The sequence below is a fragment of the Trichodesmium erythraeum IMS101 genome (assembly GCF_000014265.1).
In the GTDB taxonomy this organism is placed as follows: domain Bacteria; phylum Cyanobacteriota; class Cyanobacteriia; order Cyanobacteriales; family Microcoleaceae; genus Trichodesmium; species Trichodesmium erythraeum.
Genome location: NC_008312.1, coordinates 805982 through 822320, shown reverse-complemented (window position 1 = coordinate 822320; position 16339 = coordinate 805982). Strand labels below are relative to the sequence as shown.

12 protein-coding genes are annotated in these 16339 nt (G+C 35.3%); 4 read left to right on the top strand and 8 right to left on the bottom strand.

Annotation, left to right across the window (positions count from 1 at the left end; translation table 11 throughout):
- Positions 1-201 precede the first annotated feature (201 nt).
- The 3 genes from TERY_RS02440 to psbC form a co-directional block, all read right to left on the bottom strand.
- Positions 202-1665 carry a cobyrinate a,c-diamide synthase gene (locus TERY_RS02440; RefSeq protein WP_044137134.1) on the bottom strand — a complete coding sequence of 488 codons (1464 nt, stop codon included), beginning with the start codon at positions 1663-1665 and terminating at the stop codon, positions 202-204.
- A 392-nt stretch (positions 1666-2057) separates the two neighbouring features.
- Complete coding sequence (locus tag TERY_RS02435; RefSeq protein WP_196797204.1) at positions 2058-3401, bottom strand: NAD(P)-binding domain-containing protein; 1344 nt, start codon at positions 3399-3401, stop codon at positions 2058-2060.
- Between the two features lie 1095 nt (positions 3402-4496).
- On the bottom strand, positions 4497-5876 hold the full coding sequence (psbC, locus tag TERY_RS02430; RefSeq protein ID WP_011610363.1) for a photosystem II reaction center protein CP43: 1380 nt from the start codon (positions 5874-5876) through the stop codon (positions 4497-4499).
- Between the two features lie 574 nt (positions 5877-6450).
- On the opposite strand from psbC, the gene TERY_RS02425 reads away from it, so the two are divergent.
- From TERY_RS02425 to TERY_RS02415, 3 genes are all read left to right on the top strand, one after another.
- Positions 6451-7014 carry a photosystem I assembly protein Ycf4 gene (locus tag TERY_RS02425; RefSeq protein ID WP_011610362.1) on the top strand — a complete coding sequence of 188 codons (564 nt, stop codon included), beginning with the start codon at positions 6451-6453 and terminating at the stop codon, positions 7012-7014.
- A 460-nt stretch (positions 7015-7474) separates the two neighbouring features.
- Positions 7475-8236: a peptidylprolyl isomerase gene (locus tag TERY_RS02420; protein ID WP_011610361.1), complete on the top strand. Its 762-nt coding sequence runs from the start codon at positions 7475-7477 to the stop codon at positions 8234-8236.
- A gap of 7 nt (positions 8237-8243) precedes the next feature.
- Positions 8244-9389 carry a beta-ketoacyl-ACP synthase gene (locus TERY_RS02415; protein WP_011610360.1) on the top strand — a complete coding sequence of 382 codons (1146 nt, stop codon included), beginning with the start codon at positions 8244-8246 and terminating at the stop codon, positions 9387-9389.
- Between the two features lie 126 nt (positions 9390-9515).
- On the opposite strand, the gene TERY_RS02410 is transcribed toward TERY_RS02415, so the two are convergent.
- The 5 genes from TERY_RS02410 to TERY_RS02390 all read right to left on the bottom strand — a co-directional run bounded on the left by TERY_RS02410 (position 9516) and on the right by TERY_RS02390 (position 14011).
- Positions 9516-10298 (bottom strand): TSUP family transporter, encoded by a 783-nt coding sequence (locus tag TERY_RS02410; protein WP_011610359.1) that lies wholly within the window; start codon positions 10296-10298, stop codon positions 9516-9518.
- A 423-nt stretch (positions 10299-10721) separates the two neighbouring features.
- On the bottom strand, positions 10722-11561 hold the full coding sequence (locus TERY_RS02405) for a M48 family metalloprotease (RefSeq protein ID WP_011610358.1): 840 nt from the start codon (positions 11559-11561) through the stop codon (positions 10722-10724).
- Between the two features lie 30 nt (positions 11562-11591).
- Positions 11592-12290: a TIGR00266 family protein gene (locus TERY_RS02400; RefSeq protein WP_011610357.1), complete on the bottom strand. Its 699-nt coding sequence runs from the start codon at positions 12288-12290 to the stop codon at positions 11592-11594.
- A gap of 362 nt (positions 12291-12652) precedes the next feature.
- A complete protein-coding gene (locus tag TERY_RS02395) occupies positions 12653-13333 on the bottom strand; it encodes a TIGR00266 family protein (RefSeq protein ID WP_011610356.1) in 681 nt (226 codons plus the stop codon).
- A 15-nt stretch (positions 13334-13348) separates the two neighbouring features.
- Positions 13349-14011 carry a TIGR00266 family protein gene (locus tag TERY_RS02390; protein ID WP_044137133.1) on the bottom strand — a complete coding sequence of 221 codons (663 nt, stop codon included), beginning with the start codon at positions 14009-14011 and terminating at the stop codon, positions 13349-13351.
- Between the two features lie 193 nt (positions 14012-14204).
- Between TERY_RS02390 and mutL the strand changes: the two genes are divergently transcribed.
- Positions 14205-15968: a DNA mismatch repair endonuclease MutL gene (mutL, locus tag TERY_RS02385; RefSeq protein ID WP_011610354.1), complete on the top strand. Its 1764-nt coding sequence runs from the start codon at positions 14205-14207 to the stop codon at positions 15966-15968.
- Positions 15969-16339: the final 371 nt, after the last annotated feature.

Sequence of the window (16339 nt, the reverse complement as noted above, 5' to 3'; positions counted from 1 at the left end):
AATTGGGGCAGATTATTTAATACTTTTTTTATCTAGATGTACCTAGTAAAATACATTATCTCTTAAAATTTGTATGACACCAAGTATCAAAAAATACGACTAAATAGCTAATAGCTAGATCATGAATAAAATATCAGATATTAGCCATAGAAAACTGTCCCTTAATTTACAGAAAAATATACTTTAATCTTTTTTTCTGCCTTATTCAAAATGCCTGAGAAACTGCCTCGGAATATCTAATTTATTTCCCCAATGAAGATGAAGATAAGAAGCATGAACTTGATAAAAATTCCAGCCTTCAAAAGTTGCTTGACTCTGATTTTTTTTCTCAGAAACTCGCCACATTTTATATAGTGGCATTAGGGGTGCTTCATATAATTCTGAGCGATGAAACTCATGACCATAAACTAGTGTATTTGCTTTTAAAAGAGGAGTATCAATATTAGTAATTGCTTGCCGATATCCTAACTTTAAACTTTTACCCATTACTGCCTTAGTCGGCAAAATTCCTACCATCTCCCAAGAGTTACTATTAAAATCAATAATTGCTTCAGATAAATACATTAACCCACCACATTCTGCATAAGTAGGGATTCCGGAAATAATTGCTTCCTGAACCGCTTTTCTCATCAGAAAATTTTCACTTAACTGTTGAGCAAAAACTTCTGGAAACCCACCACCAAAATATAAACCTTGTATTCCTACTGGTAAATTGTTATCTTTTAAAGGACTCCAAAATACTATTTTTGCTCCTAACTCTTCTAAAATATCTAAGTTGTCTTGATAATAAAAATTAAATGCTTGATCACGAGCTACCCCTATTAAAATTTCTGACTTTTTTTTCTCAGCACTATTCACAACTAACCTCGGTAAATGTATTTTCTGCTCAGAGCCAACCTGAGTAGATAAAAACTGCTGAGACATTTCATTTTTAACCTTTAAAAAATCCAGTAATTTTAGCCAATTAAAACAAGTTTTTGCCAAATTAGCCAAGCCATTAATTAAAATATCTAACTCCGGCATTTCATCAGTGGGAATTAAACCTAAATGTCTCTCAGGAATACTAATATTTTGATGCCGTCTAAAAACCCCAAGTACAGGTAAACTTATATGCCTTAAAGAATTTTGTAGTAGTTGTAAGTGGCGATCGCTTCCTACCCGGTTAAGTATCAGACCAGCAAAATTAATAGTAGGATCAAAAGAAACAAAACCATGAGCGATCGCTGCCACAGAAGTAGACAACCGACTGCAGTCTAGCACTAACAAAACAGGCAAATTCAGCAACCGGGAAATATGAGCAGTAGAAGCAAAATCAGGGAAAGACCCATCACTATCATCTTCCGTTTCACTTTCTAATGGTAGTAAAGGGGGAGCCAAAGATCTCACCCCATCAAACAAACCCATCACTCCCTCCACCAAAGCATAATCAACATCCTGAATATTACGCTCAAAACATTGTTGTACATAAGCTTCAGAAGTCAGCACCGGGTCTAAATTCCGACACGGTTTACCCGTCACATATTGATGAAACATCGGGTCAATGTAATCAGGTCCCACCTTAAATGATTGCACCTTAAGATTTTGCCGTTTTAAATAAGCTAGTAACGCCAAGGTAATAGTTGTTTTGCCAACTCCACTACGCTCACCCGCAATTATTAAACTCAATATATCTGTTCCCAAAAATCTATCACAAAAAATCAAGAAAACATAAGATTATCTAAATTAATGATCACTTCTTTGTTCTTTATTCTTGCTTTAACCATAACCGTCGACTGCAGGGCATCCTAAAACTTTTTTCCTGCTTATTTAGTGCAATTCTGTTTTAAACCCTAGCAGCATAAAATCGATAATTTGTTATTATTATAAATAATACCAAATTACATTCAACATTAGACATCTCCAAAAAATGGCAAAGTCCTTCTTTTCCTTAACTTTAGCTTCTTGCCAATAGTTTCGCGCTTTTTTGTCTAGTTGTACCCCATTATTAGTATTTGAAATATTTATTATCAATTAAGTCAATATTCTATTGCATCTTTTTTTCTTTTAATAGTATAAAATTAAGAAGATTTAGCTTTCATAAAGGTTGTCATTGAATCATCCATCGCTTCAACCCAAGGTGTATGATGAAGTGGCGCAACCGTTCCTGTTACTGGAGAAGAAAATGATTTATCTCTATAAGTCATAATATTTTCTTCCTTATGATGTTTCCATTCCTTAAGATGTGTTCTAATTAATTCAAAATCTATTTTGGGATAATCAGAAGCAACCTGAAGATCTTTTGTATACTCAGTTTGAAAGTCAATCATTTGAATGGAGTCCTCTAAAGCTTCCTCTTTTACTACCCAATTATTGATATCTTTTTCAATTTCTGCATCATCTGGAACTTGAGTCTTTCCCATTATTACATCTCTTGCATACCAGGCTTGACAATCAAACATGTTAAAAGTATAAAATTGATCCTGCATACCAAGATAAAATAGTTTGTGATTATCTTGCCAAACAACTCCTTTATAGAGTTTAGGAGGATATAGTCTATTATGTGTTTTTAATTTTAAACTTTCTTCTAAAAAAGGAAAATGATGAAGATAACCACTACATAAAATAAGAGCATCTACATTTTGAGTGTGACCATCCTTAAAAGTTGCTTTATTGCCTTCAAGTTTATCTAAATAGTGAACTTCTTTCATTCCTTCTGGCCACTCAAAACCTATGGGGTTATTTCTATAGCCAATAGTTACTGATTTGGCGCCGTACTTATAGCATTGAAGAGCTATATCTTCTGCAGAATAACTGCTGCCTAAAACAACTACATCCTTATTTCTAAATTCTTCTGCATCTCTAAAATCATGGCTATGCAAAATTCTTCCTGGAAAAGAATTCATTCCTTCATATTCAGGAACATAAGGAACTGAAAAATGTCCAGTAGCAACAACTAAATAATCAAAATTTTCCTGAGAAATTGAATTTTCTTTTTTATTTAAAGAAGTAATTACAAATTGATCATCATTAAAAACAACATTATTTACTACTGTATTAAATTTAATATATTTTTTAAGATTACTTTTTTTTGCACGACCTAAAATATAGTCATACAAAACTTCACGAGGAGGGAAAGAAGGGATAGGTTGTTGAAAATGTTCATCAAAAGAGTAATCAGCAAATTCTAGACATTCTTTTGGTCCATTTGACCAGAGATATCGATACATACTATTATGAACTGGATCACCATATTGGTCAGATCCTGTTCTCCAACTATAATTCCACAAACCACCCCAATTAGATTGTTTTTCAAAACAAACTAATTCAGGGATTATTTGTCCTTTTTCTTCAGCTTGCTGAAAAGATCGTAAAATTGATAAACCGCAAGGTCCAGAACCTATAATTGCTACTTTTGTCATCATCCTTCCTACTAAACTTACTCAGAATTACATAAGCATGATTTCATAACCTTAGAGCTAGCTGCGGTGTTCGAAGCTTATACCACTGACCGCAGTCTCTAACTGATCTGCAACCCAGGCATTTTACCCTCAAGAAGATGAAGCTATTACATAGTTTTCACTCATTACTCATACTATTATGATATTACTATATAGCACTTTCATATTTAGTTCCATAAAACAAAAAGTTGGTTATTATTTAATTATAGCTAATAGTTAATAGCCTTTTTTTTTGACTCATAAAAATTAAGTTAGAAGACACCTTCCTTCTCATATATTTGATTTTCCCGGTCAATAAATAATAAATTTCCGCCAATATATGATCAGCTTGCAGCCCAAGCAGCTATAACTTCTGAGTCTGCAAGCTCTCCCCAAACATCCTGCATAGCTTCCGGCATAAATTCTCACAGCATCGGATATTATTCTGGTTGTACATGAGTTTGTACATGGCGGTGAGGAATTTTTTCTACCATTAATTTTAAACTAGGCACATCATCAATATGAGTAGCATAATTACAAACAGGAGTTGCTAACTTTACTCATTAAGAGTCAGAAGTTAGGATATTCAGCCGTCCCCTAAAAAAGTTTGTGAAAGCAGCTTGTAAGTTTCTTAAGCCTTGCTGGAGTGGTAGACTACTTACTTCACTGTTGAAAATCTAAATATTCCTGTTTTTTTCAGTTATTCAGCATAGCTGAGGTTTTTTTGTAGCTCACTTGTTTTTGGTGTTCATACCAAGCTTAAGTTCTGTCCTGGTAGCTAAGGCCTTATTGTAGACTTGCGTGTACACATCCCAAGATTATCCTCAGCATACTAACAGTTCTGAGGAGTTGGGTAAAATTAAATTTGTACACTTTTTCAACCATCTACTGCCTACTTTTCGACATTTACATTCTCAACAAATTATTTGTAAAACCATAAAATTATTGGCATTCATCCCGACGCTCCCCTACGAGAGAGCGCGGGTCTCCTGCCAACATTTAGATAAAAACCTCTCCTAAATTTTGGTGAGGCTTTTTAAGAATTCTAGCAATAAACGAGCTACATACAATGACTAGATATTAGTCAAGGTTAGGCATAGATAGTACTGGCTCAGTTTGACGGTCCAGACCCTTCTCAAAACCACCCTCAGCAGCACGAGCGCGACCAGCATGCCACAAGTGACCAATTAAGAAGAAGAAACCAAGAATAAAGTGAGCGGCAGCTAACCAAGCACGAGGGTTTACATAATTGAAACCGTTAATATCTGTAATAATACCACCTACAGAGTTGATAGAACCATTAGGAGCATGAGTCATGTACTCAGCAGCACGACGAACTTGCCAAGGCTGAATATCGTTCTTCAGTTTACTCAAGTCTAAACCGTTAGGACCACGAAGAGGCTCTAACCAAGGACCACGAAAGTCCCAAAAACGCATTGTTTCACCACCGAATATGATCTCACCAGTGGGAGAGCGCATTAGGTACTTACCAAGACCAGTAGGACCTTGAGCAGAACCAATATTAGCACCTAATTTTTGGTCACGGACTAAGAACACAAAAGACTGAGCTTGAGAAGCTTCAGCATTAGTAGGACCATAGAATTCGCTAGGATAAGCAGTGTTGTTAAACCATACGAAAGCGGCAGCAATTAAACCCATCAAAGACAGGGCGCCCAAACTGTAGGATAGATAAGCTTCTCCAGACCAGATGAAAGCGCGACGTGCCCAACCAAAAGGCTTAGTTAGAATATGCCAAATACCACCGGAGATACAAATTAGGCCAATCCAGATATGACCACCGATAATATCTTCCATGTTATTAACGCCAATGATCCAGCCTTCACCACCAAAAGGCGCTTTAAGTAGATAACCAAATATAACAGCAGGATTCAAAGTAGGGTTAGTAATTACTCGTACATCACCGCCACCTGGTGCCCAAGTATCATAGACACCACCCAAGAACACAGCTTTGATTACTAATAAGAATGCGCCCAAACCTAATATAATTAAGTGGTAGCCAATAATATTAGTCATCTGGTTCTTATCTTTCCAGTCATATCCAAAGAAAGAAGAATAGTCTTCCAAAGTTTCTGGGCCACGAACGGCATGATAAATTCCGCCCAAACCCAGAACAGCAGATGAAATTAGGTGTAAAACGCCTACTACAAAGAATGGAAAAATGTCAACTATTTCACCACCAGGACCAACACCCCAGCCTATAGTGGCAACGTGGGGCATTAGAATTAAGCCTTGTTCATACATTGGCTTTTCTGGGACAAAGTGAGCAACTTCAAACAAAGTCATTGCTCCGGCCCAAAATACAATTAAACCTGCGTGGGCTACGTGAGCACCAAGCAGTTTACCAGATAGATTGATTAGACGGGCGTTTCCAGACCACCAAGCAAAACCGGTGGATTGTTGGTCACGACCCCCTATTATAGAATTAGACAGCGTTACCACGCAGTATAACCTCCCATAGGAATACTAAATTTTTATCTAGCTGATGTTAAGGATTTATCACAGTTTGGATGTCCTCTCTCAGCAAATTATTTTTGGTATAAAATGTTTCTAACTCTGGAGCTTTGTCTGCCCTTGATGTTCTCTCTGGCCTTAAAGCACAGAGATTTAATGAATCAATTACAAATTTTTTGTAAATACCTATTTTAAATAAATGGGTAATTTCAATCTGAACTTAGACAGAAGCTAATCAAAGTGAATCAACTTTTTAAACTTTGAATGACCAGAGGCCATAGTTTGCTTTGTAAAGCAATTTAACATAAGTATATATATATTTAATAAATTTGGCAATAATCGTTACTATTTTTTCGGTTGGAAATTATTTTTTTGATTAAAGGGACATCTCCTGTAAAGTCTTTTAATCAAATTTATTATTTTTAACATTCTTCTCACCCAAGGTATCAAACACTATTAAAGTGTTAATTCATCTCTAGTACTGCTGAGTGATTATGGCATAAGATTAATCGACACTCTAGCTAAAAAAAATTAAACTTGAGAAAAATATTATGGAAGGTTTATGACTACTCAAACTTCGACTGGCGATCGCTTAGTACATCAAGAAATTATTGGTTCTCGTCGTCTTAGCAATTACTTATGGGCCATAATTGTGACCATGGGAGGTATCGGCTTTCTTTTATCAGGAATCTCAAGCTATTTAAAAGTTAACTTATTAATTGTTGCCGACCCTACCCAACTCAACTTCTTACCCCAGGGAATAGCTATGAGTTTTTATGGCCTGCTTGGTACTATATATGGAATATTTTTGTGGTTAACAGTGATTTGGGATCTTGGCGGTGGTTACAATGACTTTAACCAAGAGAGTGGCCAGATTATGATTTTTCGCCGGGGATTTCCTGGTAAGAACCGTAAAGTAGAATTTAATTGTACTACTGAAAATGTCCAATCTATTAAAGTAGATATTAAGGAAGGCCTTAATCCTCGTAGAGCTATATATCTCTGCCTCAAAGATCGTCGGCAAATACCCCTTACCCGTGTAGGTCAGCCATTGGCCTTATCAAAATTAGAGAATGAAGCTGCTCAACTTGCAAAGTTTCTGCAAGTTCCTTTGGAGGGGTTATAGGGAGATAGGGAGATAGAAAGATGTTATGAGAGAGGACTTGACAGTTCAATAAAAATTCACTATAGTTACCTAAACTTATACAGATATATGGATAATCTAGAAGTATGAGTAATGAAAGAGAACTATATGAATAAGTAGCTTAAGCTTCCTTACAATTTTGTTGCCTCAAGAGCGAAGATAACTTACAGACTGCAGTCAGTGGTATCTGCGTGAAACACCGAAACTAGCTCCAAAGCTTATGTAATTCCTACTTATGCAAGTTTAGCTAAGGAACATAAATTAGATAAGACCGGAAATTTGTAGTTTGTGCCTGGGAAATATCTTAACCTTAATTAATTTCTCCGGCTTCCGGCTTGAACTCAAACCTAAGTTTAGTAAAACGGTAATAGTTTTTAACTCACAATATTCGACCAGCTAGTAGGTAGGTCTCAAAACAATTAAGATTAAATTTTTAGTGAAAATGCAAAGAAAAATTAGTCAGTGGTTATTGCCACTGTTCCTAATTGTAACTTTATTAGTAACAGGATGTAGTGGTACTTCAGTTTCTAATGCCGAAGTTTCCACCTCAAATTCATCAAGTCAAACACAACTCGCCACTAAATATAATTATTTACCTAAACTCAACGGTAAGGCAAAAGTGGAAATGATTGTTAATTCCTCTGTTATAACAATAGAAGTAGATGGTGATAACGCACCTATTACAGCAGGTAATTTTGTGGACCTAGTTCAACAAGGGGTTTATGATGGGTTAGCATTTCATCGGGTAGTGCGTGAACCTCAACCTTTTGTGGTTCAGGGTGGGGATCCTCAAAGTAAAGACCTCAATGTTCCCCTAAATAATTTAGGTACAGGAGGTTTTATCGATCCAAAAACTTCAAGGGAGCGTTATATCCCTCTAGAAATTAAACCCACAGAAGCTAAAGAACCAGTTTACAGCAAAACCTTTGAAGTAGCTGGTATTCAACAGCAGCCTATTTTATATCATAAAAGGGGTGCTGTGGCCATGGCTCGCTCTCAGCCTCCTGACTCTGCTTCTTCCCAATTTTATTTTGCTTTAACTGACCTTCCTTTCCTTGATGGTAGCTATGCAGTATTTGGTAATGTGACACAAGGGATGAAAGAAGTTGTTGATCAAATTCAAGCTGGTGATCGTATTGAGTCAGCAAAAGTAGTTGAGGGTATTGAAAATTTAACCATAAAAACTAATCGTAACCAATCATAGCTTAACTATGAAAGTTTTAGTTACGGGTATTGGGCTAACTTCTAGTTTGGGAAACCTCTTTCAAAGTTGGGAAAAACTACTTGATGGTAAGTCTGCTATTCGGTTAGTTAAACCTTTTGCAGAATTACCTCCCCTACCTTTGGGTTTAATTAATTCTCAGCCTGTAGATTTAACTAACTTAATTAAGCAAACTGTGGAAACTGCTGTCAAGTCTTCCGGTCTGAAGCTTCCATTACCTGAATGTGGTGTCGTTATTGGTTCGAGCCGTGCCTATCAAAGAATGCTAGAAAATTTAGCCAAAAAGCAGTTTGTTGATGATGGTCAGGATCATAGTCAAAAAGATTATGGATCATTTATTAATTTTTGGCCTCATCAGCCTGCTATTTTAACTGCGAGTCAGATAGGTACAAAGGGCACTGTTTTGTCTCCAATGGCAGCCTGTGCTACAGGAATATTAGCGATCGCTCGTGGTTTTGAATTAATTCAGACTGGCCAATGTCAACAGGTTATAGCGGGTGCTGTTGAATCTCCTATTACACCTCTTACTATAGCAGGATTTAGAAAAATGGGAGCCTTAGCTCAAATAGGTGCCTATCCTTTTGACCGAGCTCGAGAAGGATTTGTTTTGGGGGAAGGAGCAGCTATTTTGCTACTAGAGTCTGCTAATTTTGCTAAGAAAAGAAGTGCTAAAGTTTATGGTCAAATTCGCAGTTTTGGCTTGACAAATGATGGAATTCATAGTGTAATTCCTGATTTGAGTGGTAAAAGTGCAATGTTAGCGATCGCTCGATCTTTAGCAAGAAGTGGTTTAGCTCCTGAAGAAATTGACTATGTTCATGCTCATGGAACGGCAACTAAATTAAATGATCGCCATGAAGCTAATTTAATTCAGCAAATTTTTCCTCACAAAGTAGCAGTTAGTTCGACAAAGGGGGCGACTGGTCATACTTTGGGAGCATCTGGAGCATTAGGTGCTGCATTTTGTTTGATGGCGGTCAAACATCAGGTTTTACCTCCCTGTGTTGGTTTGAATTCACCAGAATTTGACCTAGACTTGGTTAGGTATGCTCGTCAGTCTCAGGTGAAAAATGTTTTATGTTTGAGTTTTGGGTTTGGGGGTCAAAATGCCGCTTTAGTTTTAAGTAAGGTGTAGCGATCGCTAAACTAACACAGGTGTAATAACCTTTTTGATAATTATTAACCATGAAGCGTGTGAATTTTTCTAAATTTTTTACAAACGTTGCATGGAAAGTTATTAATGTACCCACCTTAGCAGTTCCTATATTTGCCAAGCTTTCCAAAAAGTGTAAACAGCTAAAATTATCAACAAACTCTTAAAAGCAAAACTCACAACTGAATCAGATAATTTTGGTAGAAAACGAGTACCAATTTGAGCACCGATCAAACCCCCAAAACCCAAAAACAGACCTCCAATAAAAACAACATTACCATTAAAGTAATGACCTAAAGAAGCAGAGATAGAAGTAATAACAATTACACCTAAACTTGTTTGAACAGCAACTTTAATAGGTTCGTCGAGTAAAATAATTTGCAAAGGTACCATAATTACCCCACCACCAACGCCGAACAAACCAGCTAATAACCCTACTGTTCCTCCTGTAATAATTCTAGCAATAGCAGGATTTATCCATTGCTGTTTTTCACCGTTTTTTCCAGCATTCTTGTATTGAGCAATAACACGTTTGCGTAACTCTAATAGATAAATACTAACCAACATTAGTAAACTGAAACCTAACAACAATAGAGTGGGGGAAAATTTTTCCGCTAAATAAACCCCACCTTGAGTAGCCAATAATGCTGGTAAGGATAACAAAAGAACTCTTTGAGGCTTAATGTAACCCATACGCCAATTTTGTAGGGTACCAGAAGTTGCTGTAACTGTAATAGCTAAAACGCTAGTTGCAACCGCTTGTATAGGTTGATATCCCAATGCTACTAATAGGGGTACCATAACTGTACCACCGCCAATTCCTAAAATTCCAGCTAGAATACCCGAACCTAGACCACCTATACTTAAAATCAACAGATTTATTGGAGTCATTATTTAAGATTGCTTTTTAACTAAAGTCATAAAAATAAATTTAAATTCGATTGAAACTGATACAAAAAAGAAGTATAAAATAAACTTTCGAGATCACATAAACAGACTTTAACCTCAAAAAAACATAAATTCTTAACAATCAAAAGTTCTAGAGATTTTGATCGTCTTGAGATAATTCCCCTGAAACTCAAATAATTGTTATTGCTCCCGGTACTTTTAATAAAAACGATAAAACAGACTCGAAAAAATACCTCTTTTTAACAAAAAAAGATACAGCATTTCCCGTTACTGGCGAGGTACATTAATAAGTTGGGAGTAAAATTCCTGGAATATATAATTTTTACCATTTACCCTGTAAATCATTTGCCATAAATATTTAGAAACTGTCATCTAAATTAATCAACAATCACGAAAAATCAAAAATTATCTCTGCTTATATTTCCGAAACTCCTGATCACTAAACTGTAAATTTAACTCTAAATCAGAATATTCACCTAATTTATATTGTTTTTGTTTAATTAATTTTTCTAGTCTTTTGACACGCTTGTTTCCGGCAGGATGACTAGAAAAAAAGTCCCAGCCTAGGTTTTCTTTCTCTTTAAAGTTCTTAAAAAAATCCGTTGCCCCTGTTACATGACCATAGGTTTTATTTAATAATATTAATCCGAATTCATCTGCTTGATATTCTTGTTCCTGAGAATAGCGAGCATTACTAATAGTTTCAATAACAACTCCAACACTATTAGCTAAAGTCGCATTATCTCCAAAAAGACTAGCGATCGCAACTCGAATAGCTAAAGTTTTCCCTAAATTCCGAAGATGATCTCTATTAGCAAAATGTCCTAATTCATGACCTAAAATCATCATCAATTCATTTTCTGATTTAACCTCTTTTACTAGCCCTTCAAAAATACCAATAACATCCCCAGGAATAGCAAAAGCGTTAACATTTTTTTCGGGAATATAGATAACTCGATAATCTCTATTTTTTAGTAATTTATTATTGAGTTGAGACTCTAAACGATCTAAGAGATTATTTAAGATTTCTTGTTGAGGAGAATCTTTAGCTTTTTGTTCATAAACCGGGACTATTAATTCTCCTAATTTTTGTTCCCAACTAATAGGAATATGAGTAATTGCCCAATCAGCTAACAGGGATACAAAGCTAATCATTAAGCTAATCATTATGACAATAATCCCCGTCCAAATTCCTAATATAATTAAAAGTTGACGATTAGTTGGTGAAGGATTGCGATTGCTCATAAGTTTAATTAATAATTAATCCGAAAAACCTCAATCACTACCCTTGGTAGGACGGAAAGGATTTAAAAAATTTAATAGAGGATAAATCCCGCGGCTTTGAATCCATAAACTGCCTTGGCCACTAAACCTACAAACTAATCCTTCACCCCCTAAAATTCCTGTTTTTAAACCTTTAAATGATAAACCTCCAATCATTTCAACATTATAATTTAGGGTATCTTCAAAAGCCACAATATAACCAGTATCTACCACATAACTTTCTTCCACAGGAATTTCTAAAATACCTCCATAGGAACTAAACCAAAAATCCCCCCTTCCAGTAGCTCTTAATAAAAACAAAGATTCTCCACTAAAAAAGCCTTTAAATCCTTGAAATTGAGTATCTACTTCTACGGTCTCACTACAGGCAACAAATCCTGATGATTGAACGAATAAACCACAACCATTCTCGATATAATAATGTTGAATATCTCCAGGAACACCAGGGGAAATATACAATCTTCCTGACTGGTTTTGAGTGCTAAATTCATTAATAAATAAGGATTCACCCCCCAACATCCTACCGACTCCTTTCATTAAGCCACCTTTGATTTTAGATTTCATTTTTATTGAGGTATCCATGGCAGCCATAGCTGAGGCTTCTACTAATACTTTTTGCTGCGAGTGCAAATCAATAATTAATGAAGCATAAGCTGGAGAATGTTCAATTTTATAAGCAATTTTTGACATATATACTCATCCTAGTTTATGGATAAATACTAAAGTTTAAAACAGATAATAGAGAAGAGAGAAATATATTTAGGAATGAGTATTTTCTGATTGACACAAATTAAATTGTCTCAACTTGATATTATCTGAGTTCTTTCCCCTTCAGGGCTTTATTTAATTCTCATTCCTGATTGATTTTTAACTATTAAAACTACTATAAGATCAGGGTTAAAGTCTCCCCTTAAACAGGTAAAAAAGAAAATAAAAAAAATTTAGTGTTTTAAGCCAAAATATTCTATTGAGGTACTGATAACTGATTAGGTTATAACTGAAACGACCTCCCTCTCTCCTTCCTTTGAGCCTAGTCATTTTCAAAAAATGATTTATTTTTTAGGAGGCAATTGAGAACCGATGAGAGATCCAAAACTCCCTGAATTATGGGTTTGACAATAAACTTTGCCTCGGCCTTGGAAACGACAGACAAAACCTTCACCGCCAAAAAATGCCCCCAACCAACTTGAATTAGCTTTATCAATACGAAAATCTAAACTGCTTTCAAAAGCGACAATATGGCCAGTATCCACAATATAATCACCCTTAACATCTATTTCATAAATTCCTCCAAAAGAAGTTAAAATTACTGGGCCATAACCGGTAATACTTAACCAAAAAATAGATTCTCCTGAGAATAAAGATTTTATCCCTTGAAACCCTAAATCAAGATCTACATTGTTATCAGAAGCAAGATAGGAGGATGCTTGGACAACTAATTCTTGACCCTTCATTTCATAAACTAGGATGTCTCCCATTAATTTAGGGGCGAGAAAAACTTGGCCGTCGGGACTAGGGGAACGAAAAACACTTAAAAATAGAGATTCACCCCCTAACATTCGTTTTATACCCCCCATAATTCCCCCTCCTTTTCCTTGTCTGAGGGTAGTACTAGTATTGATAAACCCACTCATAGCAACCATACAACCTGCTTGGGCAACGATTTCTTCTCCTCTATTTAAGCTAACTTTAGCGATCGTATTATCGGGTTGATGTATTAATTGAATATCCATAATTTTTTGAACTTTTTAACGGACTTTGGGTTTTAAGAATTGAACTAAACCCTCAATACTACGAGATTGCAAATAAATAACACCATTGCCTTTGAGTCGATTAACAAATCCTTCTCCAGAAGTGAGGGAACTAATTAAACCACCTGATAACCCTATACTCATTTTAATGTTGGGACTATAAGCTACTAAATGGCTATTATCAACAATAAATTCCCCAGCAATATCTTGCTTACTCAATCCTCCATATGCCCCAAAAAAAACTTGTCCCTGGCCACTTACTTTTAACTTAAATAACCCTTCTCCCATAAACCAACTAGCAAACCCTGCCCACCTTACTCCTAGCTTAATTTTAGGACTACTTGCAATGTAAGCCCCTGGTTGAAAACATATCTCATTTCCCGTTAATTCTAAACAGTCAATATCCCCAATAATGGATTGAGTTAACGTAACATTTAAAGGTTGGGAGGTTTTGTTCTCAAAAACATTAACAAATAGGGATTCACCCCCTAAAAATTTTCTTAATAAAGCCGAGAAAAAGCCTCCAGACAATTTTGTTTTCATGGACAAACGACCATCCATACTGGTCATTGCTCCTGGTTCGGCTATAATACTATCACCAGGATATAAGGTGACGAAAATAGCAGCAAAGGCTGGTTTATATCTAATCTTATATTTCACTGTTAACACACAGTAATAGTTTCTTATATATAACCACAAAATATAATTTTAACCTTAATTTACGATTATTTTAAGATTTAAAATTCTGAGAATATTAGTCTAATTAAGATCCTGAAAATACATAGGTTAAAAAACAAAATTACCTCCTGTTATTAACTATAGTTAGAAACTTTTTGTTACTGCTTTTATATAAATGCAATCTCAAATTCAAACCTTACCTAAAGAAGTTGTCAGCTTAATTGCTGCTGGAGAAGTTATTGATTCTTTAGCAGCAGTTGTGCGGGAATTAGTAGAAAACTCTCTTGATGCTGGAGCCACTCGCATCATAGTTTCTATCATTTCTGAACAGTGGCGAGTACAAATTTCTGACAATGGAATGGGTATGAATTTAGCCAATTTAAAACGAGCAGCAAATCCTCATAGCACCAGTAAGATTACTAATCTTCAAGACCTCACAAAAATTAGTAGTTTAGGATTTCGTGGAGAAGCACTTCATAGTTTAGCTAATCTCTCAAATTTAGAAATATTAAGTCGTCCTAAGTCACCCCTTTCAGAAAATGAAAATGAAGGTTGGCGAGTTGTTTATGATCAGCAAGGAAAATCTGTTAAAGCTGAAAGAGTTGCCATTGCTCCTGGTACTATTGTTAAGGTTTCTCATATTTTTGGTAAATGGCCTGTACGTCGAAAAGGAATGCCTTCTCCCCCACAACAAATGCGAGGTATACAATTAATTATTCAGCAAATAGCCCTTTGCTATCCTGATGTTACTTGGCAAATTTGGCAGGGTAGTAAATTATGGATACAAATTAGTCCTGGGGCTACGGCAAAACAAATTTTACCTCAAATTTTATCTACAGTAAGATTGAATGATTTACAGTATATTCAACAAGAAATTGATGAGCAAGAAGCAGAAGAATTAAATATTCAAACATCGAGTTTTTCCCAATCTCAAGATTCTCAACTTTTGGATAGACAATCATTAGAATTAGTGTTAGGTTTGCCAGATAGATGTCATCGTAGACGACCTGATTGGGTAAAAGTTGGTATTAATGGTAGGGTAGTAAAAGTGCCAGAATTAGAACAAACAATTATTCGTTCTTTAGCGCGGACTTGTCCTGGCGATCGCTATCCTCTATGTTTCATTCATTTACAAATTTTTCCCTATCAAATTAACTGGAACCGTCATCCGGCAAAAACAGAAATTTATCTAGATAATTTGAAATTTTGGCAACAACAAATCAATTTAGTAATTGGTAAAGCATTACAATTTAGTTCGGATATTATGCCAGAATTTCCTTTGTCAGAAAGAGTGGAAAAACTCTTAAAAGTCTCAGAAAATACTGGGAATTATCAAGTTAGTCGAGCTATAGAAGTTTCTCCAGATAATACAGAACAAAAAAAATCAAAATTAGGACTAATAGAATTAAAAGCGATCGCTCAATTACACAATACTTATATAGTAGCAGAACATCCAAGTGGCATTTGGTTGATTGAACAACATATTGCCCACGAAAGAATTTTATATGAAGAATTATGTGATGCTTGGGAAATAATTTTTTTAGAAACTCCGATTATTTTACATCATTTATCCCCAGCTCAAATAGAACAACTTCAACGCTTAAATATAGACATAGAAACCTTCGGAGATTTACTTTGGGCTGCTCGTAGTGCTCCCAAAATGTTAGCAAAAAGAAATGACTGTGCTGATGCTTTAATTGAACTTAGTAAAGGTGGCGATCTAGAATCTGCTAAAGTAGCCACTGCTTGTCGTAGTGCTATTAGAAATGGAACTCCTTTAAGCCTACCGGAAATGCAAAGTTTATTAAATAAATGGCAACTTACCCATAACCCTCGTACTTGTCCCCACGGTAGACCAATTTATTTACCTTTAGAAGAATCAGCTTTATCTCGTTTCTTTCGTCGAAATTGGGTGATTGGAAAAAGTCATGGTATTTAAAATAAAAGACAAAAAGCAAAAATAAATAAATTTAAGATTTTGCACCAATTATCAAAATGAAAAAACCTTAACTATTGACTGATTACCTGATACGAAAATATTTGATAAATAATGATAAATCAAGTTATAATAAAACTAATAGATAACTCTATTTCATAACTCTGAAAAACTAGCAGATAGCAAGGATAAAAAAATATATTTTTCTTAATTACTAGATGATCAATTTAAGGAAGTATCTAGGCAAAATTTAACTGAAAATAATTCAAGAATTCACATCCTTCTAGGCAAAAATATTTACATACTCTTATCCCCCAGGGAAACTTGACCCTTATATTGCCCCTGTCTTGTCCTCAGTTTTTCGTCTCGGAATC

Bases quoted from the DNA above. Each gene is read 5' to 3' on its own strand.
- TERY_RS02410 (WP_011610359.1), bottom strand. From the start codon at position 10,298: ATGACTCCAATAAATCTGTTGATTTTAAGTATAGGTGGTCTAGGTTCG.
- TERY_RS02435 (WP_196797204.1), bottom strand. From the start codon at position 3,401: ATGATGACAAAAGTAGCAATTATAGGTTCTGGACCTTGCGGTTTATCA.
- TERY_RS02395 (WP_011610356.1), bottom strand. From the start codon at position 13,333: ATGGATATTCAATTAATACATCAACCCGATAATACGATCGCTAAAGTT.
- TERY_RS02415 (WP_011610360.1), top strand. From the start codon at position 8,244: ATGAAAGTTTTAGTTACGGGTATTGGGCTAACTTCTAGTTTGGGAAAC.
- TERY_RS02405 (WP_011610358.1), bottom strand. From the start codon at position 11,561: ATGAGCAATCGCAATCCTTCACCAACTAATCGTCAACTTTTAATTATA.
- TERY_RS02420 (WP_011610361.1), top strand. From the start codon at position 7,475: ATGCAAAGAAAAATTAGTCAGTGGTTATTGCCACTGTTCCTAATTGTA.
- TERY_RS02400 (WP_011610357.1), bottom strand. From the start codon at position 12,290: ATGTCAAAAATTGCTTATAAAATTGAACATTCTCCAGCTTATGCTTCA.
- TERY_RS02425 (WP_011610362.1), top strand. From the start codon at position 6,451: ATGACTACTCAAACTTCGACTGGCGATCGCTTAGTACATCAAGAAATT.
- mutL (WP_011610354.1), top strand. From the start codon at position 14,205: ATGCAATCTCAAATTCAAACCTTACCTAAAGAAGTTGTCAGCTTAATT.